Annotated in this window: 23 protein-coding genes; 16 read left to right on the top strand and 7 right to left on the bottom strand. The window is 62.2% G+C overall.

Annotated features, from left to right (window positions below; all coding sequences use genetic code 11):
* Positions 1–194 precede the first annotated feature (194 nt).
* Positions 195–1139, bottom strand: coding sequence for an AEC family transporter (locus tag NGM99_RS09975; protein ID WP_252818435.1), 945 nt, complete (start codon positions 1137–1139; stop codon positions 195–197).
* 83 nt (positions 1140–1222) lie between these two features.
* Here NGM99_RS09975 and NGM99_RS09970 point away from each other — a divergent pair, with 83 nt between their 5' ends.
* The 11 genes from NGM99_RS09970 to NGM99_RS09920 all read left to right on the top strand — a co-directional run bounded on the left by NGM99_RS09970 (position 1223) and on the right by NGM99_RS09920 (position 12781).
* The gene (locus NGM99_RS09970; protein WP_252818434.1) at positions 1223–1783 is read left to right on the top strand and encodes a histidine phosphatase family protein; all 561 of its coding nucleotides are present in this window, start codon (positions 1223–1225) and stop codon (positions 1781–1783) included.
* A 101-nt stretch (positions 1784–1884) separates the two neighbouring features.
* A complete protein-coding gene (locus tag NGM99_RS09965; RefSeq protein ID WP_252818432.1) occupies positions 1885–2178 on the top strand; it encodes an acyl carrier protein in 294 nt (97 codons plus the stop codon).
* A gap of 18 nt (positions 2179–2196) precedes the next feature.
* Entirely contained in the window at positions 2197–3387 is a 1191-nt protein-coding gene (locus NGM99_RS09960; protein WP_252818431.1) for a beta-ketoacyl-ACP synthase, read from the top strand.
* A gap of 9 nt (positions 3388–3396) precedes the next feature.
* Positions 3397–4668 (top strand): beta-ketoacyl-ACP synthase, encoded by a 1272-nt coding sequence (locus NGM99_RS09955; protein WP_252818429.1) that lies wholly within the window; start codon positions 3397–3399, stop codon positions 4666–4668.
* A gap of 67 nt (positions 4669–4735) precedes the next feature.
* Positions 4736–5764, top strand: a complete 1029-nt coding sequence (locus tag NGM99_RS09950; protein WP_252818428.1) for a zinc-binding dehydrogenase — start codon at positions 4736–4738, stop codon at positions 5762–5764.
* Positions 5764–6747, top strand: coding sequence for a lipid A biosynthesis lauroyl acyltransferase (locus NGM99_RS09945; RefSeq protein WP_252818426.1), 984 nt, complete (start codon positions 5764–5766; stop codon positions 6745–6747). The genes NGM99_RS09950 and NGM99_RS09945 overlap by 1 nt, the downstream gene beginning before the upstream one ends.
* 302 nt (positions 6748–7049) lie before the next feature.
* Positions 7050–8525, top strand: a complete 1476-nt coding sequence (locus NGM99_RS09940) for an ABC transporter substrate-binding protein (protein WP_252818424.1) — start codon at positions 7050–7052, stop codon at positions 8523–8525.
* A gap of 16 nt (positions 8526–8541) precedes the next feature.
* A complete protein-coding gene (locus NGM99_RS09935) occupies positions 8542–9486 on the top strand; it encodes an ABC transporter permease (protein ID WP_252818423.1) in 945 nt (314 codons plus the stop codon).
* Positions 9483–10319, top strand: a complete 837-nt coding sequence (locus NGM99_RS09930; protein ID WP_252818421.1) for an ABC transporter permease — start codon at positions 9483–9485, stop codon at positions 10317–10319. The genes NGM99_RS09935 and NGM99_RS09930 overlap by 4 nt, the downstream gene beginning before the upstream one ends.
* Positions 10316–11920: an ABC transporter ATP-binding protein gene (locus tag NGM99_RS09925; protein WP_252818420.1), complete on the top strand. Its 1605-nt coding sequence runs from the start codon at positions 10316–10318 to the stop codon at positions 11918–11920. The genes NGM99_RS09930 and NGM99_RS09925 overlap by 4 nt, the downstream gene beginning before the upstream one ends.
* 75 nt (positions 11921–11995) lie before the next feature.
* Positions 11996–12781: a TSUP family transporter gene (locus tag NGM99_RS09920; RefSeq protein ID WP_252818418.1), complete on the top strand. Its 786-nt coding sequence runs from the start codon at positions 11996–11998 to the stop codon at positions 12779–12781.
* Between the two features lie 270 nt (positions 12782–13051).
* Here the strand turns inward: NGM99_RS09920 and NGM99_RS09915 are convergent, their stop codons facing one another.
* Together NGM99_RS09915 and NGM99_RS09910 are read right to left on the bottom strand one after the other, a co-directional pair.
* Positions 13052–14428 (bottom strand): aspartate aminotransferase family protein, encoded by a 1377-nt coding sequence (locus NGM99_RS09915; RefSeq protein WP_252818414.1) that lies wholly within the window; start codon positions 14426–14428, stop codon positions 13052–13054.
* Between the two features lie 216 nt (positions 14429–14644).
* The gene (locus NGM99_RS09910; RefSeq protein WP_353937398.1) at positions 14645–15898 is read right to left on the bottom strand and encodes an MFS transporter; all 1254 of its coding nucleotides are present in this window, start codon (positions 15896–15898) and stop codon (positions 14645–14647) included.
* 86 nt (positions 15899–15984) lie between these two features.
* Here NGM99_RS09910 and NGM99_RS09905 point away from each other — a divergent pair, with 86 nt between their 5' ends.
* The 3 genes from NGM99_RS09905 to NGM99_RS09895 all read left to right on the top strand — a co-directional run bounded on the left by NGM99_RS09905 (position 15985) and on the right by NGM99_RS09895 (position 21066).
* The gene (locus NGM99_RS09905; RefSeq protein ID WP_252818412.1) at positions 15985–16731 is read left to right on the top strand and encodes a hypothetical protein; all 747 of its coding nucleotides are present in this window, start codon (positions 15985–15987) and stop codon (positions 16729–16731) included.
* A gap of 114 nt (positions 16732–16845) precedes the next feature.
* Entirely contained in the window at positions 16846–18426 is a 1581-nt protein-coding gene (locus NGM99_RS09900; RefSeq protein ID WP_252818410.1) for a trimethylamine methyltransferase family protein, read from the top strand.
* A 48-nt stretch (positions 18427–18474) separates the two neighbouring features.
* Positions 18475–21066 (top strand): GcvT family protein, encoded by a 2592-nt coding sequence (locus NGM99_RS09895; RefSeq protein WP_252818409.1) that lies wholly within the window; start codon positions 18475–18477, stop codon positions 21064–21066.
* 2 nt (positions 21067–21068) lie between these two features.
* Here NGM99_RS09895 and NGM99_RS09890 read toward each other — a convergent pair whose 3' ends face one another.
* Positions 21069–21896, bottom strand: a complete 828-nt coding sequence (locus NGM99_RS09890; RefSeq protein WP_252818407.1) for a phosphate/phosphite/phosphonate ABC transporter substrate-binding protein — start codon at positions 21894–21896, stop codon at positions 21069–21071.
* Between the two features lie 41 nt (positions 21897–21937).
* Positions 21938–22936 carry a fatty acid desaturase gene (locus NGM99_RS09885; RefSeq protein ID WP_252818405.1) on the bottom strand — a complete coding sequence of 333 codons (999 nt, stop codon included), beginning with the start codon at positions 22934–22936 and terminating at the stop codon, positions 21938–21940.
* A 159-nt stretch (positions 22937–23095) separates the two neighbouring features.
* Here NGM99_RS09885 and NGM99_RS09880 point away from each other — a divergent pair, with 159 nt between their 5' ends.
* Together NGM99_RS09880 and bmt are read left to right on the top strand one after the other, a co-directional pair.
* The gene (locus NGM99_RS09880; protein WP_252818403.1) at positions 23096–23941 is read left to right on the top strand and encodes a helix-turn-helix domain-containing protein; all 846 of its coding nucleotides are present in this window, start codon (positions 23096–23098) and stop codon (positions 23939–23941) included.
* Positions 23942–23996: 55 nt separating this feature from the next.
* Positions 23997–25010 carry a betaine--homocysteine S-methyltransferase gene (gene bmt / locus NGM99_RS09875; protein ID WP_252818402.1) on the top strand — a complete coding sequence of 338 codons (1014 nt, stop codon included), beginning with the start codon at positions 23997–23999 and terminating at the stop codon, positions 25008–25010.
* A gap of 419 nt (positions 25011–25429) precedes the next feature.
* On the opposite strand, the gene NGM99_RS09870 is transcribed toward bmt, so the two are convergent.
* Both NGM99_RS09870 and NGM99_RS09865 read right to left on the bottom strand, forming a co-directional pair.
* The gene (locus NGM99_RS09870; protein WP_252818400.1) at positions 25430–25684 is read right to left on the bottom strand and encodes a DUF2171 domain-containing protein; all 255 of its coding nucleotides are present in this window, start codon (positions 25682–25684) and stop codon (positions 25430–25432) included.
* A 63-nt stretch (positions 25685–25747) separates the two neighbouring features.
* On the bottom strand, positions 25748–26185 hold the full coding sequence (locus NGM99_RS09865) for a DUF1810 domain-containing protein (protein ID WP_252818398.1): 438 nt from the start codon (positions 26183–26185) through the stop codon (positions 25748–25750).
* Positions 26186–26188 lie beyond the last annotated feature (3 nt).

Here is a 26188-nt window from a genome sequence, read left to right as displayed (position 1 = left end):
GCCTATCTTCAAGCCCGTGGCGGGATTGGTGACGTCGATCGTCTCGCCGCCATCCGCTTGAACCCATTCGCCGTCAATCAGGTTGGCTTCGCGAAGGTAGGGACTCGCTTTCTGCAGCATGGGAATGTTCCTTTCGAAATGGCACGGCTGCACTTAGTGCAACGGCCGGCAGCCAACAACCACAAGCATTTGGATCAGCCGTAGATCATCTGCAGTGCGAAGAGCCATCCCGAGATCGAAATGATCGCGAAGCCTGTCGAGAAAGTCATGACATTCGAAGCCAACGCTTGGCCGGTCCCGAACTGCGTGGCGATGAGGTAGGAGTTGACGCCTGCCGGCAATGCGGCGCCCGCAACGATGACCTGCGCGGCAAGCGGTGACAGGCCCAGCCACAAAGAGGCTGCAAGCGCCACGCCGGGCATGACCACGAGCTTGACGGCTGTCGAAGCCAACGCAGGTCCGAGGTGCCCGGATATTCCATATTGCCGCAGACTGAGACCGACCGCGAACAGCGCCAATGGACTGGCGATCGAAGCGAGCGAGTCGATCAACCGCGTCGGAACGACTGGCATGGCGACACCCGTCGCGCGCCAGCAGAGCCCCAGCAAAATACCGACGATCAACGGATTGCGCGCCGTTCGAGTAAGAAACTGTCGGATGGCCTCGGCCGGCCTCAGCGTCCCGCCGCCGCCGAAGAGCTGAAACAGAATGATCGATGCCATTAGCATCGTCGGCAGATGGACCGCGAGCAGCAGGGAGAGTGTTTCGAAGCCCTTCTGGCCGAACACGCCCTGCGTGAAGGGAATGCCGATCAGAAGCAAATTCGAGAACGCGCTCGACACGCCGCCGACAACGCCTGCCGCACCATCCCGCCCGAAGATTCGCGTGACCAGCAGATGTCCCATCGTCCAGGCGACGATCACAGCTATGAAATAGGCACACCAGATGGCCCACGGCACGCCCTCGTGGAAATCCGCCGAGCCCATGGTCCGGAAAAGCAGCAGGGGTAACGCGACGCGCACGGCAAACTGCGCCAGCGCCTCTCCGACACTGATCGAAAGGTAGCCCGTGAGACCCGCGAGGTAGCCGAGCGCGATCAGGCCGAAGACGAAGAGCACCGTTTCGAGGAGAAGGCTCATATCTCCCGCTTAAAGTGCCCGCGGCGGAACGCGCAACGGTTTCAACTGGCTCAGTCCGGCTTATATACAGGCAGGGAGACCGAATGATCCGATACTTTTCAATCCTTGCCCTCGCGCTGATGCTGGCACAGCCCGTTCAGGCGACCGAAGCCGGTTGGGCGCTTCTGCGCGAAGGCGGTCATGCCGTTCTTCTTCGCAACGCCCGCACCGGCGGCGCTCCTGATCCCGCTAAAGTCGATCCCGAGGATTGCAGCACCCAGCGCGGCCTGAACGACCAGGGTCGGCAGCAGGCGCGCCGCATCGGCGCCCTGCTCGCCGCCCGCGCCGCACGCACAGACGAAGTGTTGTCGAGCCGCTACTGCCGCACGAGTGAAACCGCCGATCTTGCCTTCGAAGCCGAGCCCGAACCGTTCGCGGCACTCGATCCGCTGCCCACGAACCATACGCCGGAGCAGGCCGAAGCGCAGGCTCAGGCCATCGTCGCACGCATCGAAGCGTTTCAGGGCTCCGGCAACCTCGTGATGGTCTCGCACGCGGACGTCATCGCGGCCCTGACGGGCCAGTCGTCGCGCGAGGGTGAAGCACTGATCGTGCGGCCTGATGGCGCTACGCTTCACGTTTTGGGCCGAATCGTCTTCAATTAAAGGCAGTTGGACGCGACCAGCCGTTGGGACTTTCCCTGTTCGGCAAAACCGACTAGACACCCGCGCAACGCCGATTGGCCCTCGAAATCAAAGGATATCCTGTGTCGAGCACATTCGATAAGGTTGCCCAGATCATCGCCGACACCAGCGAGATCGACCGCGACAAGATCACGCCGGAAAGCCACACCATCGATGATCTGGGCATCGACAGCCTGGATTTCCTCGACATCGTATTTGCCATCGACAAAGAGTTCGGCATCAAGGTGCCGCTCGAGAAGTGGACGCAGGAAGTCAATGACGGCAAGGCTTCGACGGAAGAATACTTCGTCATGAAGAACCTCGTCGCCAAGATCGACGGTCTCGTGGCCGCCAAGGCGGCCGGTACGCCGGCCTGATCGTCGAAGAGCACCGTCATGAGCCCGCGCGACGTCGTCATCACAGGCATCGGCCTTCTTTCGACGCTGGGTGAAGGCACGGACGCGCACTGGAACGCGCTGGCGGCCGGGGTAACTGCTGCGACCGCCGACAGCACGCGCTTTGCGCCCTTCACCATCCATCCTGCTCCGGCGATCGAATGGGGCAATCAGATCCCCAAGCGCGGCGACCAGCGCCAGATGGAAACCTGGCAGCGCCTCGGCACCTATGCGGCCGGCCTTGCACTCGACGATGCTGGCTTTCAGGACCGCGAGACGTGGGGCGCGGATATGGATATGGTGATCGCGGCCGGTGGCGGCGAGCGTGATGTGGCCGTCGACGACACCATCCTCGACGCTGCGCGCACGCGCAACGACCGTGGCGTTCTGCTCAACGAAAAACTGACAACCGAGCTGCGCCCGACCCTCTTTCTCGCGCAACTGTCCAACCTGCTCGCCGGCAACATCTCCATCGTGCACAAAGTGACAGGCTCTTCGCGCACGTTCATGGGTGAGGAAGGTGCAGGAATTTCTGCCGTCGATACGGCTGCCGCACGCATCCGTTCAGGGCAATCGACTCGCGTGCTTGTCGGTGGGGCTTACAACGCCGAGCACCCTGATATGCTGATGGGGTACGAACTTGGTGGCTTCCTGCATCGCGGCGCGCTCAGGCCGCTCTGGCAGCGCGAGGGCGCGGAAGGTGGCGGCGTTGCCGTCGGCTCGGGTGCGGCCTTCCTCGTGCTCGAATCGCGCGACTCGGCGGAATCGCGGGGACGCACGCCCTATGCCATGCTCGGTCCCGTCGTCTCCGGCCGTGCCCGACGCTCACGCGGCGAACTTCCCTCCGCCCTTGCCGACCTCGCGGCCCGCACTGCTTCACCGGCAGAGGATTTGTTGGTCGTGTCCGGTGCATCTGGCGCGCATGAAGCGACCAAGGCCGAGAAAGACTTCTTGGGCAGCTTCCCTGGCAATGCCGTGCGCGGCTTCTCGGGAGTCACCGGACACCTCAAGGAAGCCCAGTTTCCCTTCGCGATCGGCTTGGCGGCGCTCGCCGTGAGCCGCAACGCCGCCTTTCCGCCGCTTGATGCCGAAAACGAACGCGAACTGACCGGCGTGCCATCGGCCGCCCTAGTGACCACGGTCGGCTATGCGCGTGGCGAAGGCATGGTGCTTGTCACCGAAGTCGATTGAGGCCTGACAATGCCTAACCTTCTCGATCACCTCGGCCGTCCTGTCGTCGCCGTCACCGGCATCGGCCTTGTCACCTCGCTCGGCAAGGGCAAGGAAGCAAACTGGGAGGCCCTGACCGCTGGCCGCTCGGGCATCCACGCGATCACGCGCTTTCCCGTCGATCACCTCGCCACGCGGATCTCGGGCATGGTCGATTTCCTGCCGTCCAGCGAACTCGGCGCAACGGCCCTGACCTATGAGCTGGCGGAGACCGCCGCCGGGGAAGCCATCACGGAGTCCGGTCTGCCGCTCGAAGACTTCGATGGTCCCCTTTTCCTTGCGGCCCCGCCCGTCGAACTCGACTGGTCGGCGCGTTTCTTTCTGAATACGCGCGGCGAAGGCGAGAAGGGCACGGAGCGTTTGCTCGATGCCGCCAACGCGACCGGTTCGGACGAACTCTTCGCGACCACCCAGTTCGGCACCGTGGCCGACCGCCTGTCCGACCGCTTCGGTGCCACCGGCCTGCCGATCACGCTCTCTACCGCCTGCGCATCGGGCGCCACCGCCATCCAACTCGGCGTCGAAGCTATCCGCCGTGGCGAAGCCAAGCGCGCGCTGGCGATTGGCGCAGACGGTTCGGCGACCGCCGAGGCCCTGATCCGCTTCTCCCTGCTTTCGGCGCTTTCCACCAACAACGACGTGCCGGAAAAGGCCTCCAAACCCTTTTCCAAAGACCGCGATGGCTTCGTGCTGGCTGAAGGCGGCGCTGCCCTCGTTCTCGAATCGCTCGAAAGCGCCTTAGAGCGCGGCGCGACGGTCATCGGCATCCTTCGCGGCTGCGGCGAAAAGGCCGACGATTTCCATCGCACCCGTTCCAAGCCCGACGGTTCGCCCGCCATCGCCGCCGTGCGCGCCGCCCTGCAGGATGCAGGCTTGGCGCCCCAGCAGATCAGCTACATCAACGCTCATGGCACCTCGACGCCCGAAAACGACAAGATGGAGCATCTCTCGCTCTCAACTGTCTTCGGCGAACATTTGCGCGGCATTCCGATTTCATCGAACAAGTCGATGATCGGCCACACGCTCTCTGCTGCCGGTGCCATCGAAGCCGCCGTGTCGCTTCTCACCATGCGCCACGGTGTCATCCCGCCGACGATCAACTACGATAATCCCGATCCGGCGATCGATCTGGACGTGGTTCCGAACAAGAGCCGCGAGGCAGAGGTGAAGACGGTACTCTCGAACTCGTTCGGCTTCGGTGGGCAGAACACCTGCCTCGTCATGGCGCGCGAACCAAGCTGACGGTTGATCGGCGGTTCCCCTCTCCACAAAAATCGTCTAAGCGCGCCGCTCTGAACGGAAAAGATTGATGCGCGCACTGCAACTGATCGAGGATCGGCGTCTCGAACTCGTGGACGTGGCTCCGCCTCCACCGCCAGGCGTGGGTGAAGTCACCGTCGCCATCTCCGCCGTGGCGCTCAATCACATCGACGTCTGGGGATGGCGCGGCATGGCTTTCGCCAAGCGCAAGATGCCGCTGACCATCGGCGCGGAAGCCTCCGGCACTGTGCAGGAGATCGGTCCCGGCGTCGTGAACCTCTTGCCCGGCCAGCTCGTGTCGATCTACGGTGCACGCACCTGCGGCCTGTGCCGCGCCTGCCGCGAGAAGCGCGATAATCTTTGCGAGAATGTCTCGGGCGTCCATGGCTTCCACTTGGACGGCTTCGCGCAGGAACGCGTCAACCTGCCTGCGCGCCTGCTCGTACCCACCCCTCCCGGCGTGACGGCTGTGGGTGCTGCCGTCTCCCCCGTCACATTCGGCACGGTCGAGCACATGCTGTTCGACAACGCCAAGCTCGAACCCGGCGAAACCATTCTGATCCAGGCCGGCGGCTCCGGCATCGGCACGGCGGCGATCCAGCTCGCCAAGAAAATCGGCTGCACGGTGATCACCACGGTCGGCTCGAACGACAAGATCGAGAAGGCCAAGGCGCTCGGTGCCGATCACGTCATCAATTACCGCGAAGACCGCTTCGAGGGTGCCGTGCGCAAAATCACCAAGAAGAAGGGCGTCGATGTGGTCTTCGAGCATGTCGGCGCCGACACCTGGGCAGGCTCGATGCTCTGTCTCAAGCGCGGCGGAAGGCTCGTCACCTGCGGCTCGACCTCCGGCGTTTCCACGCAGATGAACCTGATGCAGCTTTTCCAGCAGCAACTGCGGATCATCGGCTCTTTCGGCTGCCGCATGGAGAACATGGCGGATGCCATGCAGAAGATGGCACGCGGTATCGTCTCGCCGGTGATCGACACCGAGGTCGATTTTGACGGCATCGGCAAGGCGCTCGAGCGCATGGAAACCCGCGACGTGTTCGGCAAGATCGTTCTGCGCGTTTCCTGATGGCCCAAACGAAATCCGGCCGGCCGAGCGCTGGCCGCAAGCTCGCACTCAAGACCGGCCAACGGCTGGAAAAGACGCGCCATTGGCTGATCGGCCAAGCCGCGCGAGCAGCTCTCGTCACCTTGCGACGTTTGCCTGCCGACAAAGCTCTTGCTTTTGCCGACCGCACGGCGCGCCGCGTCGGACCATTGACCGGCCGCCACCGCGTCGCAGTCGAGAATCTGCGTCTTGCCTACCCGGAGAAGTCGAAGCCGGAGATCGAAGAAATCGCGCGCGGCATGTGGGGCCACATGGCCAGGCTGGCGGCAGAATACATCTTCCTCGACGAGCTGTTCGACTTCGACGCCAACCAGCCTGAAAAGCGAGGACGCATCGAGGTGGAGGGCGCGGAAACCTTCCTGCGTATCGCTGCCGAACAGCGGCCGCACATTATCTTCACCGCGCATCTGGGCAACTTCGAGATGCTGCCCGTGGCCGCGGCCTCGCTCGGCCTCGACGTGACTGCCCTCTTCCGTGCGCCGAACAATCCCTACATCGCCGATTATGTCTTCTCGACCCGCCGCGTGACGATGGGCGATCTTCTGGCTTCACGTGCCGGCGTATCCTTCGCCCTGTCTCGCATCCTCGACGAGGGCGGCAATATCGGCGTTCTGGTCGATCAGCGCTTCCGGGGCGGTGAGGAGACGACGTTCTTCGGCCGGCGCTGCCAGACCAATCCGCTCCTTGCCAAGCTCGCGAAATACCACGAGTGCGACGTTTATCCGGCGCGCTGCATCCGCCTGCCCGGCAATCGCTACCGGTTGCAGATCGAAGACCGGCTCGACCTGCCTCGCACCGAGAGCGGCACGGTCGATGTGAACGCGACGAGCCAGCTGCTGAACGACGTGGTGGAACGCTGGGTGCGCGAATATCCAGAGCAGTGGATGTGGTTCCACAAGCGCTGGGCCATCGCCAAGCGCCCCCGTCGCCGCAAGCTCAGCTGACCAGCCCTCGGGTAGGGTTCGCGACGTTTACGCTCGGCATGCACTGGCCGGCGCACGACACCTCGCAGCCTTGGTAGGCCTCAGAAGCGTTCGGTTACATGATGTATGCCTTGCGAGGAGCTGTGCGACCTTGCATCGGGAATTCGGCAAAAGGTGACAGGTAGGTCGGCCGACCGGCATGACGCAAAAAGGGTTTCCAAAATTGCGTTGAATGGAAAGACGGCAACCTTGCTCGAATGCGTAGCTGTGTGCTCAAACAACGCGCATTGTGCAGCGCGGCATAGCGGCTTGGAGGACACAGGATGCGGAAGTGGAAGCTCGGGCTCGGCGTCGCCATGCTTGCCCTTTCCGTGAGCATGCCCGCTTTCGCGGCACGCACCGATCTCGTTCTTGGCGTGATCCTCGAGCCACCGCACCTCGACCCCACGGCGGGCGCGGCAGCGGCAATCGACGAGATCGTTTACGCCAATGTCTTCGAAGGCCTGACCCGGATCGGCGAGAACGGAGACGTGCTCCCCGATCTTGCGGAAAGATGGACCATTTCGGATGACGGCAAAGTCTATACCTTCAAGCTCCGCACAGGCGTGAAATTCCACGACGGCACCAGTTTCGATGCCGATGACGTGAAGTTCAGCCTCGATCGCGCACGCGCACCGGACTCGACCAATGCTCAGAAAGGCCTGTTCGCGGAAATTGACACGGTGAATGTCGTCGACCCCGCTACCGTCAAAATCACGCTGAAAGAACCGCAGGGTGCATTTCTCTACAACCTCGGTTGGGGCGATGCGGTGATCGTGGCACCGGAGTCGGCAGCGACCAACAAGGAAAAGCCGATCGGCACTGGGCCTTTCCGTTTCGACAGCTGGGCGCGCGGCTCTTCCATCAAGCTCGTGAAATCGCCTGACTACTGGGGCGAGCCTGTCGCACTGGAGCGAGCCGAGTTCCGCATCGTGCCGGACGCCGCAGCTGCCGTTCCCGCCATCCTATCGGGTGACATTCAGGCCTATCCCTTTTTTCCCTCCGACGGTGTGAGCCAGATCGAAGGCGACTCGCGGTTCAAGGTTGTGGTGGGTTCAACGGAAGGCGAGACGATCCTCGCCATGAACAACAGGAAGCCCCCCTTCGATAAGCTGAAGGTGCGGCAGGCAATCGCCTACGCCATCGACCGGCAGTCTGTCATCGACGGCGCATCGTCTGGCTTGGGAACACCGATCGGCTCGCATTTCGCACCGCATAACCCCGCCTATCTCGACCTGACCGGCGTCTACCCGCACGATCCGGAAAAGGCGCGGGCGCTGATCAAGGAAGCCGGCGCGGAAGGGTTGAAGTTAACGATCAAGCTGCCGCCGACGCAATATGCCCGCCTCGGCGGCGAGATCATCGCGTCAGAGTTGCGCGAAGTCGGGTTGGACCCCGAATTGGTGCCAATCGAGTGGGCGGAATGGCTCTCACAGGTCTTCACCGACAAGAATTTCGACGCGACCATCGTTTCGCACACCGAACCGAACGACATCGATATCTACGCGCGCAAGGACTATTATTTCGGCTATGACAATCCGGCCTTCGACCAGATCATTGCCGATTTGAACACTGAAAACGACGAGGCGAAGCGCAAGGAACTTTACGGAGAGGCCCAGAAAATCCTCGCCCAGGACGTTCCGGCCGCCTACCTCTTCGAATTGCCGAAGGTCGGCGTCTGGGATGCGAAACTCGAAGGCCTGTGGCAGAACGCCCCGATCCAGGCCAACGATCTGACCAAGGTCCGCTGGACCGACTGAGCGCAACGGAGCAGGAGTGGGAGCCTTCCTCGCCAGACGCCTGCTCGTCGCCCTTCTCACGCTGCTTCTCGCTTCGCTCGTGGTCTTCGCGGTTCTGGAGGTCCTGCCGGGCGACCCCGCAAGGCTGATGCTCGGCATGAACGCGTCCCCGGAAGCACTTGCCGCGCTTCGCGAACAGATGGGTCTCGAGCAACCCCTGCTCACGCGTTATCTCGCTTGGACCAGCGGTTTGCTGAGCTTCGACCTTGGTCGCTCCTATACCTATTCCGTGCCGGTTTCAGCTCTCGTTCTCGAACGCCTTTCCGTCTCTCTGCCGTTGGCGCTCGCTTCGTTGACGCTTTCGACGCTGATCGCGATTCCGGTCGGGATCTTCGCGGCGTCGCGTCGGGGCGCAACCGGAGACACGTTGAGCATGGGACTGGCACAGGTCGGCGTCGCTATTCCGAACTTCTGGTTTGCCTTGCTGCTGGTCTATCTGTTCGCCGTCTGGCTGCGCTGGGTGCCTGCCGGCGGCTTCCCCGGCTGGGGCGCGGGTGTTTGGCCGGCAATGAAGGCACTCATCCTGCCGACGCTTGCGCTCGCCCTGCCTCAAGCCGCAATCCTTGCGCGCGTTACGCGGGCCGCGCTCATCGATGCGCTCGATCAGGACTACATCCGGACTGCTCGTGCCAAAGGCGTCTCTCGTTCCAGCGTGTTATGGCGCCATGCCTTGCGCAATGCGATGATCCCAGTCGCCACCATCATGGGCCTGCAGTTCGCGTTTCTTCTCGCCGGTACGGTAGTTGTAGAAAATGTCTTCTACCTGCCCGGTCTTGGGCGGCTCATCTTCCAGGCCATCACGCAACGCGACCTGATCGTTGTCGAAAGCGTCGTGATGCTGCTGGTGGCGAGCGTCATCCTCATCAACCTCTTGGTCGATCTTTCCTACGCACTGATCGACCCGCGACAGCGCGTGGCATGAGCGCTTCGGCCCTCGCTCGGCTAGAACTCAACCGCTCGCTCACGATCGGTTTCGCGATCACGTCGATCATGCTCGCGACCGCCCTGCTATCCTTCCTCTGGACACCCTACGACGTGACAAAGCTCGTCGTGGCCGACCGCACGCAAGCACCCTCTCTCGCCCACCTTTTCGGCACCGATCATCTCGGGCGTGATATCCTCTCCATGGTGATGGTCGGGGCACGCAACTCGATCGCGGTGGCGCTTGTCGCGGTCGGCATCGGTGCCGGGCTCGGCGTGCCGCTCGGCCTCTGGGCGGCTGCGAAAGGGGGATGGGTGGACGAGGTGATCGCGCGCGGAAGCGATCTCGTCTTCGCCTTTCCCGCTCTCCTTTCGGCCATCATGATCACGGCCATCTTAGGCCCCGGCGCGGTCAACGCCATCATCGCCATCGGCATCTTCAACATCCCCGTCTTCGCGCGTGTGGCGCGTGCCGGAGCTCTTTCGATCTGGCCGCGTGAGTTCATTCTCGCAGCACGCGCGGCGGGCAAAGGTTTGGCGCGCATCTCGCTTGAGCACGTGCTGCCCAACATCTTCAGCCTGATCCTCGTCCAGCTCTCGATCCAGTTCGCACTCGCGATCCTCGCCGAGGCAGCCCTTTCCTATCTGGGCCTCGGCGCGCAGCCGCCTTTGCCCTCATGGGGCCGGATGCTGTTCGACGCGCAAACGCGCATGGCGGTTGCGCCATGGATGGCGATCTTTCCCGGCACCGCCATCGCCCTCACGGTGCTTGGGCTCAATCTTCTCGGCGATGGTCTCAACGACGCGCTCGACCCGCGCCGGCGACGTGCATGAGTCTGCTCGCACTTCAGAACCTCTCGGTCACGATCGATGGCAAGCCGATCCTTCGCGGTATCGACCTGTCTGTTGAGTCCGGCCGGACGGTTGCGCTCGTCGGCGAGTCGGGCTCGGGCAAGTCGATGACCGCCCTTTCCGTGATGCGCCTCTTGCCGCGCAATGCCGCGGCAAGCGGCACGATCACGCTCAGCGGCATCGACCTGATGCATGCCACCGAGCGTCAGATGTGTACCTTGCGCGGCGGCAGGGTCGGCATGGTGTTTCAGGAGCCGATGACGGCGCTGAATCCGGTAAAGACGATTGGCGAGCAGATTGCCGAGGGCATTCGTATCCACCTTCGCAGTACCTTCCGCGAAGCACAGGACCGCGCCGCCGGAATGCTCGACCGCGTCGGTCTGCCCGGCATGCTTCACCGTTATCCGCACGAGCTTTCCGGTGGCCAACGCCAGCGCGTGGACATCGCTATCGCGTGCGCGGCCGAACCCGAGCTCCTGATCGCAGACGAGCCCACCAGCGCGCTCGATGTGGTGATCCAGAAGCAAATTCTCGATCTGCTGCAGAATTTGGCCTCGGAGCGCGGAATGGGCCTCCTCCTGATTTCCCATGACCTCGCCGTTGTCGCCGACCGTGCGGACGAAATCGTCGTCCTGAAAGACGGGGCCGTGGTCGAACATGGCAAAACGATCGACACGCTGAGAACACCGGCTCATCCCTACACGCTTGAACTCACACGAGCGTCGTCCCGCCTGCCAGCACGCCCCCGTCGGCATGAAGCCGCGCTCTCTCCGCTTCTCGAAACGCGAAATCTCACGCGCGATTACGTCGAACGGAGGACATCCTGGCTTACCCCGCGCCAGCCGTTTCGCGCGGTCGATTCGGCAAGCCTGTCCATCGAACCTGGCCAGTCCGTCGCGCTCGTCGGCCGCTCAGGCTGCGGCAAGTCCACGCTCGCGCGCATGATTCTCGGTCTCGACAGGCCGACAAGCGGCGAGATCCTCTTCGAGGGAAAACCTCTCCACCTTGAAGATAGGCAAGGTTTGAACGAAGCACGCCGGGCCATGCAGGTTGTGTTTCAGGACCCCTACGGCTCGTTCGACCCGCGCCAGACCGTCGAGAAGCTCGTTGCGGAGCCGCTCCACCTTCTTCCACAGCGACTTGGAAAAGCCGAACGTCACGAACGCGTCGCCGAGGCATTGGCGCAGGTCGGCTTGTCTGCCGAGAGCCTGTCGCGCTACCCGCACGAATTCTCCGGTGGCCAGCGCCAGCGATTGGCGATTGCACGTGCGATCATCCTGCGCCCCAAGCTGATCATCGCCGATGAGCCCGTATCAGCGCTCGATGTCTCGATTCGCGCCCGCATCCTCGAGCTCTTCGCCGACCTCAACGCACGGCTCGGCGTCGCCTATCTCTTCATCACACACGACCTGCAGGTCGCGCGTGCCGTCGCTGACGAGGTGCTCGTTATGGACAATGGCCACATCGTCGAGCGCGGCCCACCGAGCAATGTTTTCGACCGCCCGCAGACCGAACCGGCCAAGGCGCTTGTCGCGGCGACACCGGACTTGGGCAGGACTCTGGCGCAACACAGCGCGATATAGAAACCGGACCAGCACCCTCCGCTTGCGCTGCCGTCCAGAGCATGATGGAAGCCGGCTCGATCTCCGGAGCCTTCCATGTTCGATCCGTCCCTTGAGACAATCATCCTGCTTGCCATCGCCGCCCTTGGTGCGGGTTTCATCGATGCGGTGGCCGGCGGCGGGGGCTTGATCACGGTTCCCGCGCTGCTTGTCGCCGGTCTGCCGCCCGTCCAAGCGCTCGGCACCAACAAGCTCCAGGGCATCTTCGGCTCGGCCTCGGCCACTATCGCCTATGCCATGCGCGGTCAGGTGAAACCGCTCGAGCAATGGCCGTCCGCGCTTCTCGCCTGCGCCGGGAGCGTCGGTGGCGCGCTACTCGCAACGGTGCTTCCCGCTGATGTTCTGAAGGTCTTCCTGCCGGTCATGCTGGTCGCGATCGCCGTGTACTTCGTGCTCAAGCGCGATCTAAGTGACGTGGACCGCGTGCGCCGCCTTTCACCTGCGGCCTTCGCTCTGCTCATCGCAACCAGCATCGGCTTCTATGACGGCATGTTCGGCCCCGGCACCGGCTCCTTTTTCATGTTGGCCTTCGTTTCGCTCGCCGGCTTTGGCATGTTGAAGGCGACCGCACACACGAAGTTCCTCAACTTCGCATCGAATTTCGGCAGCCTCATCCTTTTCGCGGGCATGGGTCTGGTTTCCTGGAAAATCGGTCTGGCCATGGGCGTGGCACAATTTGTCGGTGCACAGCTCGGGGCTCATTTCGCTGTGCGCGGGGGTGCCAAGGTCATCCGTCCCCTGCTCGTCCTTGTCAGCCTCGCATTGGCAGCACGCACGCTGTTTGCGGCGGAGAGCCCGCTCTGGGAATGGATCGGCTCTTAAGCACCGAGCGACAAGAGCCTTACCTTGGGTAACCGAAAAATCTCGACTTTTATCTTTCGATAACCTCTCCGTAACCACGCGGTAAGGATAGCGCTGTAGAAGAAAACACAAGGCGGTCGTTCGCAGCCGCCTCTTGCTCCGGATCAGGTATTGCGTACCGGGGCCGTAATCTTCGCCGGTGGTTTCCCGCGTTGCGAAGGCCATGCGTATCAATGGCGAAAGCCGCTCTCGCACCACGTTGCGAGAGCGGCTCTTGCTGCGTGAAGTAAATTACTTCAGCAAATCTTGGGCGGCCTTGTCGAGCGCCGTCCTGATCATCTCCATCGCCGTATCGATCGTTTCGCGCGTCCAGATCAGCGGCGGAGACATGATCATCGTGTCACCCGTCGCACGCATCATCAGCCCGCTCACCACCGCATGGTCGCGCACGACGACCGCCGCGTGCCCCGAGGGTTCGAAACGCTGTCGCGATGCCTTATCGGCCACGATCTCGATGGCACCCATCAGGCCGAAGCTGCGTACTTCGCCGACCAGCGGGTGATCCCCCAGCGCCTCTTGCAGAACCTTTGCGAGATAAGGTCCGGTGTCCTCACGCACACGGTCGATCAGCCCTTCCTTCTCGATGATGTCGAGATTGGCGAGCGCCACAGCACAAGCCACGGGATGCCCTGAATAGGTGTAGCCATGATAGAATTCGCCACCCTTTTCGGTCAGCGTCTCGGCCACGCGGTCGCCGACCAGTAGCGCCGAAAGCGGCTGATAGCCTGAGGTCAGCGCCTTGGCGGTCGTGATCGTATCCGGCTCGATGCCATAGGCTTGGCTCGCGAACCACTCGCCGGTTCGGCCATAGCCGGTGATCACCTCGTCGATCATCAAGAGCACGTCATGCTTGCGACAGATGCGCTGGATTTCCGCCCAGTAGTTGCGAGGCGGGATCTTCACGCCGCCCGCCCCCATGATCGGCTCGCCGATAAAGGCGGCGACCTTGTCGGCCCCCGCTTCCAGGATGGCATCCTCGACGGCCTTTGCCGCGCGCAAGCCGAAGGCCTCCTCGCTTTCACCCGGTTCGGCATTCTCGAAGGCATAGGGCGCCATCACATGGACGATGTTGGGCACAGCACCGTGAAGCTGGTCGTGCATCCCGCTCATGCCGCCCAGCGATGTGCCGGCGATGGTCGAGCCGTGATAGGCCATCTTGCGCGAGATCACGCGATTCTTCTCGGGCTTACCTTCAAGCACCCAGAATTGGCGTATCAGGCGCAGGGCCGTATCATTGGCTTCAGAACCCGACGAGCCGTAGAAAACTTGGTTGACGCTTTTCGGCGCGATCTCGGCAAGCTTCTGCGCAAGCAGCACCGGCGTCGGCGTCGAGCAGCGGAAGAACGAATTGTAGTAAGGCAGCTCAAGCATCTGCTTGTAGGCGGCCTCGGCGAGTTCCTTGCGGCCATAGCCGACGTTCACGCACCACAAGCCAGCCATGGCGTCGAGAATGCGATGGCCCTCGCTGTCATAGACGTAAGGCCCATCGGCCCGCACGATCATGCGGGAGCCCGCGCCCCGAAGGTCCTTGTGGTCGGTAAAGGGATGTAGGTGATGCGCGGCATCGAGCGCCTGCAACTGCGCGAGCGAAAAATTCTGATAGGTCATGATGTTGAAAGGTCCTGTTGAATCGATCCGGCAGAATTGCGCCGGGGCGGATCAAAAGGGGTCTGGCGGCGAATAGCCGATACGGGCGCAAAGGCGCAGCATCTCCGCGTGCCGCGTCCGCCCGGATGGCGTCACGGCAAACGCGGAGTTGGCTGATGCTGCCTTTCTTCCCATCAGCAAAGCCTAGCCAGCCGATCGCAACGCCGCAAGCTGGGTTCAGCTTTCCGCTTTTCGCTGCAATGTACGGTAGGTCGCGAAGACGACGAGCGCTGCCGACAGCGTCGCGATCACAGCCGGCATGCCGTGTGGGCCGACCAGTTGGATCGCAAGTCCCGAACTTGGTGCGCCGACGATGCCGCCCAAACCCCACATCAGCGCGAAGGCGGCGTTGGCGGCCACCAGCATTGAGCCCGAGAAGCGTTCACCGAGTTCGACCAGCGCCATCGTATAAATGCCATAGCCGATGCCCCCGAGACTGACCAGCAGAACCCACACGAATGGCGTTTCGATGAAAACAGGCAGCAGGGCCGCGCTCGCTGCATTCACGCCTGCACAGGCGAGTAGCATCCGCCGCGCCCCGAAGCGCTCGGCAAGCAGCCCGAGCGGAATCTGCAGCAGCACATTGCCGATCGATAGCATCGCCACGAACCGCGCCAGCACCGTTTCACCGATGCCGAAGGCCGCGCCGTAAACGGGTAGAAGCGAATAAGCGCTCTGCTGGCAGGCCGCGGAAATGATAACGGCCAGGAGCAGTGCCGGGGCAAGCCGCCAGAACCGCCCGATGCCGCGCCCCTGTTCGACCGTTTCCTCTTCGAAGGCCGCGAGCTTTCCAGTCGTGAGAAACAGGATCAGCGCGCAAAGCACGAAGCCGGCAATACCCACGACAAAGGGTGGCCAGCCATCGCTGCCGACCATGGCGAGCGCCAGCGGGCCGGCGGCATACCCTGCCCCCGCGACCGCCGTGAAAATGCCCATGATCCGCCCACGCTGTGCCGCAGGCGCCAGCCCGAGCGCCCAGACCTCGCTCAAGATGTAGAGCGGATTGATTGCGAAGCCGACGAGGAAGCGTAAGCCGAACCATGCTAGCGGCGTCTGCAAGGCGCCAATGCCGATAAACAGAAGGGCGGCCATAAGTGCGCAGGCGACAGCCAAATTGCGCGCACCCAAAAGCCTTACGGCGGGCGGCACGAAGGCGGCCGAAACCACCAGCCCAAGCGGTGTCATTGCAGCTGACAGACCGATCAGCGCCGGCGGCATTCCCTGCTTCTGCATCAAAAGTGTGAAGAGCGGATAGCTTAGCCCCTGTGCCACGGCAAAAACCGAGATGCCGGCAGTCACGCCCGCCAGTCCCGAGAGATCGGCCTTGGGGCGGGCTGCTTCATGGGATGGGGACATGAGAATGGTGCTCGCCGGTTCGGTTCTGACGATCTGCAACAGGCTCGAAACGGAGGCGGTGAACAGGCGCAACATTTCTGCTACACTCGGCGCCGATATCGAGCCTGTCTCTGCAAACCATACGCCCCGCACGATGAGCGGCCGGCGTGAGGAGTTGAGTGATGAATCAGAGCGCGATGAACCCTGTTTCCCCTTCGATCGACAAGGTCCAGCCGGTGCTGGATTCTGGCCCAGCCCCAGCGTCAGCCCCAGCACCCGAGTCACGCGCGCTGTTGCGGCGGCTGGCGACGATCGCCTGGGCTTCCATCCTGGTCGGCATCGCCCTGCAGAGCCTGCTTCTCGTGACCAAGTTCGTCGGCGGGCTGGTGCCTTCTTCAGCCCAAGTGCTCGTCGACTTCGCCCAAGGCGTCACTTGGTCCTTTTTCGTTTGTGCGGGCATCGGCATCGGCACCGCGATCGGCAAGGCGCGCGAGGCGATCGGCGGTCTGATCGGCATGATCTCGGCCCCTCTGGCGCTTGGGCTCGCGCGAGGCGTGCAGAAAGCCGTAGCCGGTGCCGTCAGTGCGCCCGCGCAGACCGTGCTCGTATCGCTGACGGTCGTCGGCGCGGTGCGCGCCATCGAGTATGGCATTCTCGGCTGGCTGCTCGCCCGTCTCGCGGCGCGGTCCGAGAACCGTGCACGACGCTATCTCGGCAGCGGCGCGAGCGTCGGCATCCCGTTCGGCGCGGCCATGACCGGGGTCACATGGCTCATGGCGCAGCAGGCAGGCAAACCGGTGGCGGCCCCCGCCTTGGTCAGCACGGCGATGAATGAGATGTTCTTCCCCATCGCCTGTTCCTTCGTTGTCTATCTCGCGGCGCATATCGGCAGGCTCGTGACGGCTGTTCAAGAGCCAGCCAAGGCATGAACTGAGTGGCATCGCGCGATGTCGCTTACCTTGCCCTTCCAGTCGCCCAAGCCGCAATGAGACGGCTGCCCTGCGGTTCAAAATAGGCATTCAATCAAGAGTGCTGCGAGCCGCATGTCCGACCTTCTTCTCGATCAGCCGCCTGCGGGTGCTTCGGCCGAACGTTCCCGCCGCGGCGGGCGCGCGGGTAAGCGTGTTTCCGGCGGCGCGTCCTTCGACCAGCCGCCGTTTCGCCAACTGCATATTCCTTACGCCAACACGAGAATCGTGTCCGAAGACGAGCTCGAATCGATCCACCTCGCCTCGCTTCGCGTGCTCAACGAGATCGGCGTCGATGTACTGCACGACGAGGCGCGGCGCATCATGAAGGCACATGGCGCGGATGTGCAGGAAGGCTCGGAACGGGTTCGCTTCGACGGCGACATGTTGCTCGAACTCATTGCGCATGCGCCATCCGAGTTCACGGTCCATGCACGCAACCCGGCGCACAATCTGCGCTTCGGCGGCAACAACCTCATTTTCGCGCAAATGGGCTCGGCACCCAACTGCTCGGACCTCGATCGCGGGCGGCGCTCGGGCAATCAGCAGGACTTCCGCAACTTCGTGAAGCTCGCGCAGGTTCACAACATCATCCACGCGACCGGCGGCTATCCAGTGGAGCCAACGGACATCCATCCCTCGATCCGTCACCTCGAATGCATTCGCGATCTGGCGACGCTCACCGACAAGGTGTTCCATGCCTATTCGCTCGGGCGCGAGCGCAATGTGGATGCGATCGAGATCGCCCGCATCGCCCGCGGCATCTCGCGCGAGCAGCTGATGAACGAGCCATCGCTTTACTCGATCATCAACACCAATTCGCCACTCAAGCTCGATGTGCCGATGATGGAAGGCATCATCCAGATGTCGTCGATGGGTCAGGTGATCATCGTCACGCCGTTCACCTTGGCAGGCGCGATGGCACCGGTGACGATCGCCGGCGCAGTCGTCCAGCAAAATGCCGAAGCACTGGCCGGCATCGCCTTCACACAGATGGTTCGCAAGGGAGCGCCGGTGGGCTATGGCGGATTTACTTCGAACGTCGATATGAAAAGCGGCGCGCCTGCCTTTGGCACGCCGGAATATATAAAGGCGCAGCTGCTTGGCGGGCAACTGGCGCGTCGCTACAAGATCCCCTACCGCACCTCGAATGTCTGCGCCGCCAATCAGGTGGACGCGCAGGCGGCCTATGAAAGCGTCTTTTCGCTCTGGGGCGCGATCCAGGGCGGCGCGAACTTCATGCTGCATTCGGCCGGCTGGCTCGAAGGCGGTTTGCGCTGCTCCTATGAGAAGATGATGGTCGATATCGACCTTCTCCAGATGGTCGCCGAATTTCTCACTCCGATTGATTTAAGCGAAGACGCACTTGCCATCGATGCGATCCGTGATGTCGGCCCCGGCGGGCACTTCTTCGGCACACCACACACGCAGGCGCGCTACAAGACCGCGTTTTATTCGCCGATCATTTCGGACTGGCGCAACTTCGAGACTTGGGCCGAAGCCGGCTCGCCGACCGCTCTGGAGCGAGCGAACCGTCTTTGGAAAGAGCGCCTCGCGGCTTATGAGGAGCCGGCGATGGATCCTGCCATCCGCGAAGAACTCGACGCCTTCGTTGCCAAGCGCACTGCCGAAGGCGGCGCGCCGACAGACTTCTAATCTGTAGGTTCGACGTGACTCTTTTTCATAGCATCCGGAACTAATCGCATGAAATCCCACGCAAAAGCGGTCGTCATCGGAGGCGGTGTCGTTGGCTGCTCCGTTCTGTTCCACCTTGCCAAAGCGGGTTGGAAGGATGTGCTGCTGATCGAGCGCTCGGAGCTGACTTCGGGCTCGTCCTGGCATGCCGCAGGCGGCTTCCACACGCTCAACGGCGATCCGAACGTCGCCAAACTGCAAGCCTACACAGTCAGCCTCTACAAGGAGCTGGAGGAGCTTTCCGGTCAATCCTGCGGTCTGCATCTGACTGGCGGCGCGATGGTGGCAGATAGTCCCGAGCGGATGGATTTTCTCCGCCTTGCGCATGCCAAGGGTCGCTATCTCGGCATGGAAACAGAGCTGATCACGCCGTCCGAAGTGAAGGCGATGTTTCCGCTGATGGACGAGAAGAACTTCGTCGGGGCGATGTGGGATCCAGTGGAAGGTCACCTCGACCCTTCCGGCACCACGCATGCCTATGCAAAGGCCGCGCAGAAGCTTGGTGCGGAGATCGTGCTGCGCAACCGTGTGATCGAACTCACGCAGGAAACGGACGGCACGTGGAACGTCGTCACCGAGAAAGGCACGGTTAAGGCCGAGCACGTGGTGAATTGTGGCGGCCTCTGGGCGCGCGAGGTCGGGCGCATGGTCGGCGTCGAGCTGCCGCTGCTTGCGATGGAGCACATGTATCTGCTCACCGAGGACATTCCGGAGGTGATGGAATTCAATAAATCTACCGGCCGCGAAATGATCGGCGTGATGGATTTCAAGGGCGAGATCTACACTCGCCAAGAGCGCAACGGCGTTCTGCTCGGCACCTATGAAAAGGCTTGCAAGCCGTGGTCGCCGGTCAGTACGCCGTGGGATTTCGGCCACGAATTGCTGCAGCCAGATATCGACCGCATCGCGCCTTCCCTCGAAGTCGGCTTCCGCCACTTTCCCGGTATCGAGACCGCCGGCATCAAGCAGATCGTCAACGGTCCCTTTACCTTCGCGCCCGACGGCAACCCGCTGGTCGGCCCGGTTCAGGGCCTGACCAATTTCTGGGTCGCCTGTGCCGTGATGGCTGGATTCAGCCAAGGCGGCGGTGTTGGTCTCGCTTTGTCGCAATGGATGGTCAATGGCGATCCCGGTGCGGATGTCTGGGGCATGGATGTCGCGCGCTTTGGCGAATGGGCGACGCTTCGCTACACCAATGCGAAGGTGCGTGAGAACTACTCCCGCCGCTTCTCGATCCGTTTCCCGAATGAAGAGCTGCCCGCCGCACGCCCCGCGCAGACGACGCCGCTCTACGACTTGATGCTCAAGCAGAAAGCTGTGATGGGCGATAGCTGGGGTCTCGAAACGCCGCTCTGGTTCGCTCCGGAAGGCAGCGATCCGAAGGACGTCGTATCGTACCGGCGCTCCAACGATTTCGAGCATGTGGGCACGGAAGTTCGCGCGGTGCGTGAGCGGGTGGGCGTTACCGAGATCGCCAACTTCGCCAAATACGAGGTGACCGGCGCCGGTGCGGAAGACTTCCTTAACCGCCTGATGACCAACCGGATGCCCAAGACCGGCCGCATCGTGCTTTCGCCCATGCTGAACGAGTTCGGCAAGCTGATCGGTGATTTCACCATCGCCAAGGCCGGCGAAGACCGCTTCATGATCTGGGGCTCGTCGGCCGCGCAAAAGTATCACATGCGCTGGTTCGAGCAGCACCTGCCGAAGGACGGCTTTGTTCGCATCCATCGTTTCGACCAGACGCTGGTCGGACTGTCCATCGCCGGCCCCAGAGCACAGGCCTTGTTGCAGAAACTGGTGGATGTGGATGTTTCCACGTCCGCCTTCCGCTTCATGGATTTTCGCGAATTGGCCGTCGGCGGAGCGCCATGCATGGTCAACCGCGTGACCTATACGGGCGATCTCGGCTACGAAATCTGGATGGCTCCCGCTTATCAGCGGCTGGTCTACGATGCCATCAAGGAAGCAGGTGAGGAGTTCGGCATCGTCGTTTTCGGCATGCGCGCGCTTCTCTCCATGCGTTTGGAGAAAAATTTTCCAACTTGGTATCGCGAGCTCCGCCCGATCTATGGGCCTTTCGAAGGGGGCATGGACCGCTTCGTCAAACTCGAAAAGAATGACTTCATCGGTCGCGAAGCCGCCGCGCGCGAAAAGGCGGACGGTCCCAAGCTGCGCCGCGTCTCGATGGTCGTGGAAGCGACCGATGCCGATGTGATGGGTGACGAACCAATCTGGGCGCGGGTCAACGGCACGGCCTACGGCACCGTTTCCGAGCCTCATGGCTTCGGCGCACCGCGTTTCGATGGCACCGGCACCGAGATCCCCAAGGGTGGCACGTCGAATTCAGCGGAAACGAATGGCGATGCATCGGCCGTGCTGGGCATTCATGATGGTGAGTGGAGCGTGGTAGGCTGGGTCACCTCAGGCGGCTACGCGCACTATGTCGGCAAATCGCTCGCACAAGGCTATGTACCGGCAGCATTGGCCGATGACGAAACCGAGCACCTGTTCGAGATCGAAATTCTCGGCCAGCGCCGCCCGGCGCGCATCAATGTCGAGCCGCTGTTCGACCCGACGGGCGAGAGGATGCGCGGCTGAAACTAGGCCAAGCGTAAGGTCGATCGCGCGGCTGTGGTTCGGGCGACCGATGAGACCGCCTCGCGCACGGCCTGAATTGTCGCTTCTGGCAGATGGCGCGAGGCGATGAACGGCAGGCCTTTTCGCTTTGCCGTCCAGCCTACGACGGCCAATTCCTCCACCATGGGCTCGAAGCGCTCCGCAAGATCCCATGTGCGGCAGTCGACCGTGCAGATATCCGCGCGGCTTTCGGCCAGAGCGCGGATCGAGGCACGATGCGAGCCTGTCTCGATGCGCTCGGCGAACAGATCAGGGCCTTGCCCGAGCGACTGGAGGTCGCGCTCCAAGGCGATCAGGCCCGACATCGAGTCCAGCCCGTTGAAGGCGAAGCGTTTGCCACGCAGAGCGGGTATGAGGTCTTGGAGCTCAGATGTTTCCAGAGTGCGCACTTCCTCCCTTCGCATCATGATCGCGCTCGAATAGAATTGGCCCTCTCCGCCCTCGAATTGGGAATAGTCGGGCTGGCCGACCACGACGACCTCACGATCCAACCCCTGCTCCATCGGACCCCAGCAGGTTTGCGCGAAAAGCAGAGCCGGATGCCGCCACAGGGTCGGAAGGTCGAGGTCATCTCGCGGAAGCTCGGCCGGATCAGGCGCGATGAGACGGCCAGCCGTGTCATGGATGCCCTTCACGACAGCCGGCAGGTCGCCGTTGCAACGCACGAGTTCTTCTGGTGCATCGACGCCAAGTTCGCGGAGCACTTCGCGTAAGTTGGCCCAAAACGTGTCCGTTTCAGCACGAACTTCCGGCCAGTCATACATAGGAAGGGCGGCAATGAGCTCGGTCATGCCGCCCTTCTCTTCGCAAGCCCCCCGGCTTGCAATGAAAATCAGTCCTTTGGCGGTTGCGAGGGCACGACGATGGTACCGAGGCCATGCACGTTGTTGGCGCGCACGCGCGGCCGGAACACGCGTCCCGCTTCCGGCATACGGCGCAGGAAGGGATGCACCACCGGCTCCTTGGCCTTCAGCGCAAAGGTGCGGAAGAGCGACCAGTAATTCGGAAAGACATAGCCGTCATTCATCCTGATCCACTCAGCGCGCCGCTCACGAAAGAGCGTCGGCAAGCGATACCAAGCCACTGTCGGGTTCTTGTGATGCACGAGGTGCAGGTTGTTGTTGAGGAACAAGAAGGCAAAGGGCGAACGCTCCACGATCAGCGTGCGTCCATCCGGGCGTTCCGACCACTGGTGTTCCGCGAAGGTCCTCACCGAGATCAGCGATTGGCCGAGCCAGACTGGCCCGAGCACATAAAGCCATAGCGGCATTTCTGCGATCAGCGTCACGAAGGGCAGAACCACCAGAAGCCCGAACACATGGAGCGCCCAGGCTTTGCGCACGGCGCGATCACCCGAGCGAAGCAGGCGCCAGTCCTCGGAGATGAAGCCGGCCGTGCCGAGCCACGGCCCGATGATGAAGCGACCCAGCATCGTGTTGTTTGCGCGAAGAAGGGTCTGAAGCCAGCCGGGTAGTCTCTCATGCTGCCAGCGCGCCCGGTAATAGCTCTCGGGGTCCTCGAATGGATCGGTCAGCCGTTCGTCGGCATGATGGCGCAGGTGGAGTGTCTTGAAGCGTCGATAGGGATAGGCCAAGCCGATCGGCAGACCAACGAGCAATTCATTGAGCCAAGCCTTGCGGGTCGGGTGCCCATGCGACGCCTCGTGCATCAACGACGACTGCATTGCGAGCGTAACGCCAAGCACCAGCATCGCGATCACGGGGTAGCTCATCCACACCAGAAGCGTGCCGGCCCACAGTGCGTAGCATGACACGATAAGAAAGGCCGTTGGCCACTCGACCGCCTTGTGCGAAGCCCTTCGCGCTCCCATGAGTTACTTCCCGAATGCAAATCCGACTAACGATCGGAAAATTTCACGCTTTCATTGCAGAACCAACGAGAGAATGCGCACGAAGTGTTGACATTGGGCATCAATCAAATCACCTGATGACAACTCGCAACAATTGTTTCGTTTCAAGAACAGATTTTGATGGATAAGCGCGATCTATCGGGCACGTTTCGCGACCGGCTCAACGTTCTAGTGGCGCGCAGCGGCGGCAGTCGCTCAGCCTTCGCCCATGCAGTCGGGGTTGACCGCTCCGCGCTCTCTCAACTTCTTTCCGGCACAGTTACCCGGCTCCCACGCACGGAAACACTGGTTTCCATCGCCGAGGCGCACAAAGTTTCTCTCGATTGGCTTCTGGGACTCAGTCAGGACGAAGGTCTGACGGGCGAAATCAGGCCAAGCCTCGAACTCGAGCAGGCTCCCGACGAGGCGGACCGCGCGCTTCTCAGCAAATGGCACGCGGAAGCGGCTGGAACAAAAATTCGCTATGTGCCTGCCGGGATTCCCGACCTTCTCCGCAGTCCCGCACTCATCGATTACGAGTCCGCTATCTCATGTCGCAGTCCGACGGCGCAGAGCGACGATGCGCAAAGCAAGCTCTTGAGCTCGCGCCAGCCCGACACGGACATGGAAGTCTGCATGCCGCGCCACACGCTTGAAATTTTCGCGCGTGGCCTCGGCATCTGGACGGGCCTATCGCCGAGCGCCAGACGTGCCCAGCTCAATCATATGGCCGCGCTGCTCGATGAGCTTTATCCGTCGCTGCGCCTTTATCTGTATGATGGAAAGGCTCGCTTTTCTGCGCCCTACACGGTCTTCGGCTCGCAACGCGCGACACTTTACGTGGGCGACATGTACCTCGTGCTGAACGCAACGGAGAGTGTGCGGACCTTGACGCGCCATTTCGACAACCTCATCCGTGCAGCCGAGATCAATGCTCATGAAGTCGCCACCCATGCGAGGGGTCTGCGCATGCTGATCGCAGATTGACCACATATAAAGATTTGCTTATATCGTTATCAAAGCTATTGAGACAGGTGCCGCCATGGAAAATCCAATCGATGCGTTGATCGCCGAAAAGGGCGTGCTCCTTGCCGACGGCGCTACCGGCACGAATCTCTTCGCAGCAGGTCTCGAGGCTGGCGAGGCGCCGGAGCTGTGGAACGAAAGTGCGCCCGAGAAGATCACGGACCTCCATCAGAACTTCGTCGACGCAGGCGCCGATATCATCCTCACCAATTCATTCGGCGGCACGCGCCACCGCCTTAAGCTTCACCATGCGCAGGATCGCGTTTTCGAGCTGAATAAGCGCGCCGCTGAGATCGCGAGGGGCGTTGCCGACAAGGCGGATCGCAAGGTGATCGTCGCCGGCTCCGTTGGCCCCACTGGCGAGCTTTTGCAGCCGCTCGGCGCCCTCACCTATGATGAAGCCGTGGAAGCCTTTGCTGAACAGATCGAAGGCTTGAAGGCCGGCGGCGCGGAAGTCGCGTGGATCGAGACGATGTCCGCCCCCGAGGAAATCAAGGCAGCGGCCGAAGCTGCGATCAAGGTCGGCCTGCCCTACACCTATACCGGTTCCTTTGACACGGCCGGCCGCACCATGATGGGCCTTCTGCCGGCCGACATTCATGGCGTTGGTGAAAGCCTGTCGGAAAAACCGGTCGCTGTGGGTGCCAATTGCGGCGTCGGCGCCTCGGACATCCTCGCCTCTCTGCTCGATATGACAGCGGCCAGACCGGATGCCGCCGTGATCGTGAAGGGCAATTGCGGCATTCCCGAATTTCGCGGCACCGAAATCCATTATTCCGGGACGCCTGAACTGATGGCCGACTATGTGCGACTAGCGGTCGATGGCGGCGCCAAGATCGTCGGCGGATGCTGCGGCACGTCCTTTGTCCATCTGGCGGCCATGCGGCAGGCATTGGACGCACACCAGAAAGCCCAACGTCCGACCGTCGAGACGATCGTCGAACGCATCGGCCCGATGCGAAACAAGCTCGCTTCCAACGAGGAAGCATCTGAAGGTGGACGACGGGAACGCCGTCGCGCGCGCAGCTGACCATCCGTTCGCTGAGGGCATTCGTTCGCCTGAAAAGAAGTGGCCGGCAGGGAACCCCCGATCCCTGCCGGCCCACTTATTCGTCCCGATAGGCGCACCGCCTTGCCACCCCGCAAGCGGTTCGCCATTGCGCCACCAAGCATCTCCGTCTCTCGCGCCGGGACGTCGCGCCAAGAACGAGGAGCGGCCGGTTGAAAACCACAAACACCGGCGCTTGCTTTGTGACGTATTCGATGACTCCGATGGTTGGCTGAGTCGTGTAACCAGTTTGTGCCGAGCCCAGCAGCAGCGCTACTTCCGTTCGATCTAGACCATCCGGACGAACGGCGCTCTGGCCCTCCGACGTTCAGGTCTGACTAGTCGAAAGCAAAACGGCCTCCCCAAGGGGAGGCCGTTGAAGCGCGGAAGTGAATTTCGGCTTATTTGCCGTCTTCTTCTTCCTCGAACTGCTCAGCTGCCACATCGCCGTTCGCGGAAAGGCGCACCTTGTCGCCCTCAACGTCAGCCACCAAGCCCAGCGAGATGAAGTGGTGGTGACCCTCATGCGAACCTTCGCCGCTGTCTTTCTTCGTCAGCTTGATGCGGCCGTCCTGCACGCGGTCCACAGTACCAACGTGAACGCCGTCGGCGCCGATCACTTCCATATGTTCCTTGATTGCGCTGGCATCGGCCATGAGTCTTCTCCTTGTTGAATTCCGAAAGCCCGCCACAACGCGTGCAGGCCTGAATGGATGCACCTAAGCTGGCCCGCCGATGAGGCGGACTGTGGACAAATCTCGTGCGCCACGGAAGAAACGCAGGAGTGCCCCCTGAAAAAGCCCATCGTCGGGAGCGACGCTAGAAAAAAGCGTTAGGGACGAATGCAGCTTCAAGTCGTCCGGGCTGCCGAAAATATCATGCGCAGAGCGGCCCTGGTGCTGCAAAAGCGCCTCGACGGCCTCTCTATAGCGTGCGCCCAAGGTGCCATGTTCCAGATAAGCCGCCGCCTCACCCGTCGAGCGGATGGCGTATCGTCGTGACATCGGGCTTTGCCCGAGCCCGATGAATTGCGGAAAGATGAACCACATCCAGTGACTTCGCTTCTCACCTGCTCGCAGTTCTTCCATCACCTGCTCGAATACCTCGTCTTGAGCTGTGACGAAGCGATCGAGGTCAAAGATGTCGGGGCCGGTCATCCG

The organism is Mesorhizobium liriopis (genome assembly GCF_024053505.1).
Lineage (GTDB): Bacteria > Pseudomonadota > Alphaproteobacteria > Rhizobiales > Rhizobiaceae > Mesorhizobium_B > Mesorhizobium_B liriopis.
Note: the sequence above shows the minus strand (reverse complement) of the source record. Positions and strands in the feature narration are given on the sequence as shown.

Bases quoted from the DNA above. Each gene is read 5' to 3' on its own strand.
- NGM99_RS09975 (WP_252818435.1), bottom strand. From the start codon at position 1,139: ATGAGCCTTCTCCTCGAAACGGTGCTCTTCGTCTTCGGCCTGATCGCG.
- NGM99_RS09970 (WP_252818434.1), top strand. From the start codon at position 1,223: ATGATCCGATACTTTTCAATCCTTGCCCTCGCGCTGATGCTGGCACAG.
- NGM99_RS09960 (WP_252818431.1), top strand. From the start codon at position 2,197: ATGAGCCCGCGCGACGTCGTCATCACAGGCATCGGCCTTCTTTCGACG.
- NGM99_RS09955 (WP_252818429.1), top strand. From the start codon at position 3,397: ATGCCTAACCTTCTCGATCACCTCGGCCGTCCTGTCGTCGCCGTCACC.
- NGM99_RS09950 (WP_252818428.1), top strand. From the start codon at position 4,736: ATGCGCGCACTGCAACTGATCGAGGATCGGCGTCTCGAACTCGTGGAC.
- NGM99_RS09945 (WP_252818426.1), top strand. From the start codon at position 5,764: ATGGCCCAAACGAAATCCGGCCGGCCGAGCGCTGGCCGCAAGCTCGCA.
- NGM99_RS09940 (WP_252818424.1), top strand. From the start codon at position 7,050: ATGCGGAAGTGGAAGCTCGGGCTCGGCGTCGCCATGCTTGCCCTTTCC.
- NGM99_RS09930 (WP_252818421.1), top strand. From the start codon at position 9,483: ATGAGCGCTTCGGCCCTCGCTCGGCTAGAACTCAACCGCTCGCTCACG.
- NGM99_RS09925 (WP_252818420.1), top strand. From the start codon at position 10,316: ATGAGTCTGCTCGCACTTCAGAACCTCTCGGTCACGATCGATGGCAAG.
- NGM99_RS09920 (WP_252818418.1), top strand. From the start codon at position 11,996: ATGTTCGATCCGTCCCTTGAGACAATCATCCTGCTTGCCATCGCCGCC.
- NGM99_RS09915 (WP_252818414.1), bottom strand. From the start codon at position 14,428: ATGACCTATCAGAATTTTTCGCTCGCGCAGTTGCAGGCGCTCGATGCC.
- NGM99_RS09910 (WP_353937398.1), bottom strand. From the start codon at position 15,898: ATGTTGCGCCTGTTCACCGCCTCCGTTTCGAGCCTGTTGCAGATCGTC.
- NGM99_RS09905 (WP_252818412.1), top strand. From the start codon at position 15,985: ATGAATCAGAGCGCGATGAACCCTGTTTCCCCTTCGATCGACAAGGTC.
- NGM99_RS09900 (WP_252818410.1), top strand. From the start codon at position 16,846: ATGTCCGACCTTCTTCTCGATCAGCCGCCTGCGGGTGCTTCGGCCGAA.
- NGM99_RS09895 (WP_252818409.1), top strand. From the start codon at position 18,475: ATGAAATCCCACGCAAAAGCGGTCGTCATCGGAGGCGGTGTCGTTGGC.
- NGM99_RS09890 (WP_252818407.1), bottom strand. From the start codon at position 21,896: ATGACCGAGCTCATTGCCGCCCTTCCTATGTATGACTGGCCGGAAGTT.
- NGM99_RS09885 (WP_252818405.1), bottom strand. From the start codon at position 22,936: ATGGGAGCGCGAAGGGCTTCGCACAAGGCGGTCGAGTGGCCAACGGCC.
- NGM99_RS09880 (WP_252818403.1), top strand. From the start codon at position 23,096: ATGGATAAGCGCGATCTATCGGGCACGTTTCGCGACCGGCTCAACGTT.
- bmt (WP_252818402.1), top strand. From the start codon at position 23,997: ATGGAAAATCCAATCGATGCGTTGATCGCCGAAAAGGGCGTGCTCCTT.
- NGM99_RS09870 (WP_252818400.1), bottom strand. From the start codon at position 25,684: ATGGCCGATGCCAGCGCAATCAAGGAACATATGGAAGTGATCGGCGCC.
- NGM99_RS09865 (WP_252818398.1), bottom strand. From the start codon at position 26,185: ATGACCGGCCCCGACATCTTTGACCTCGATCGCTTCGTCACAGCTCAA.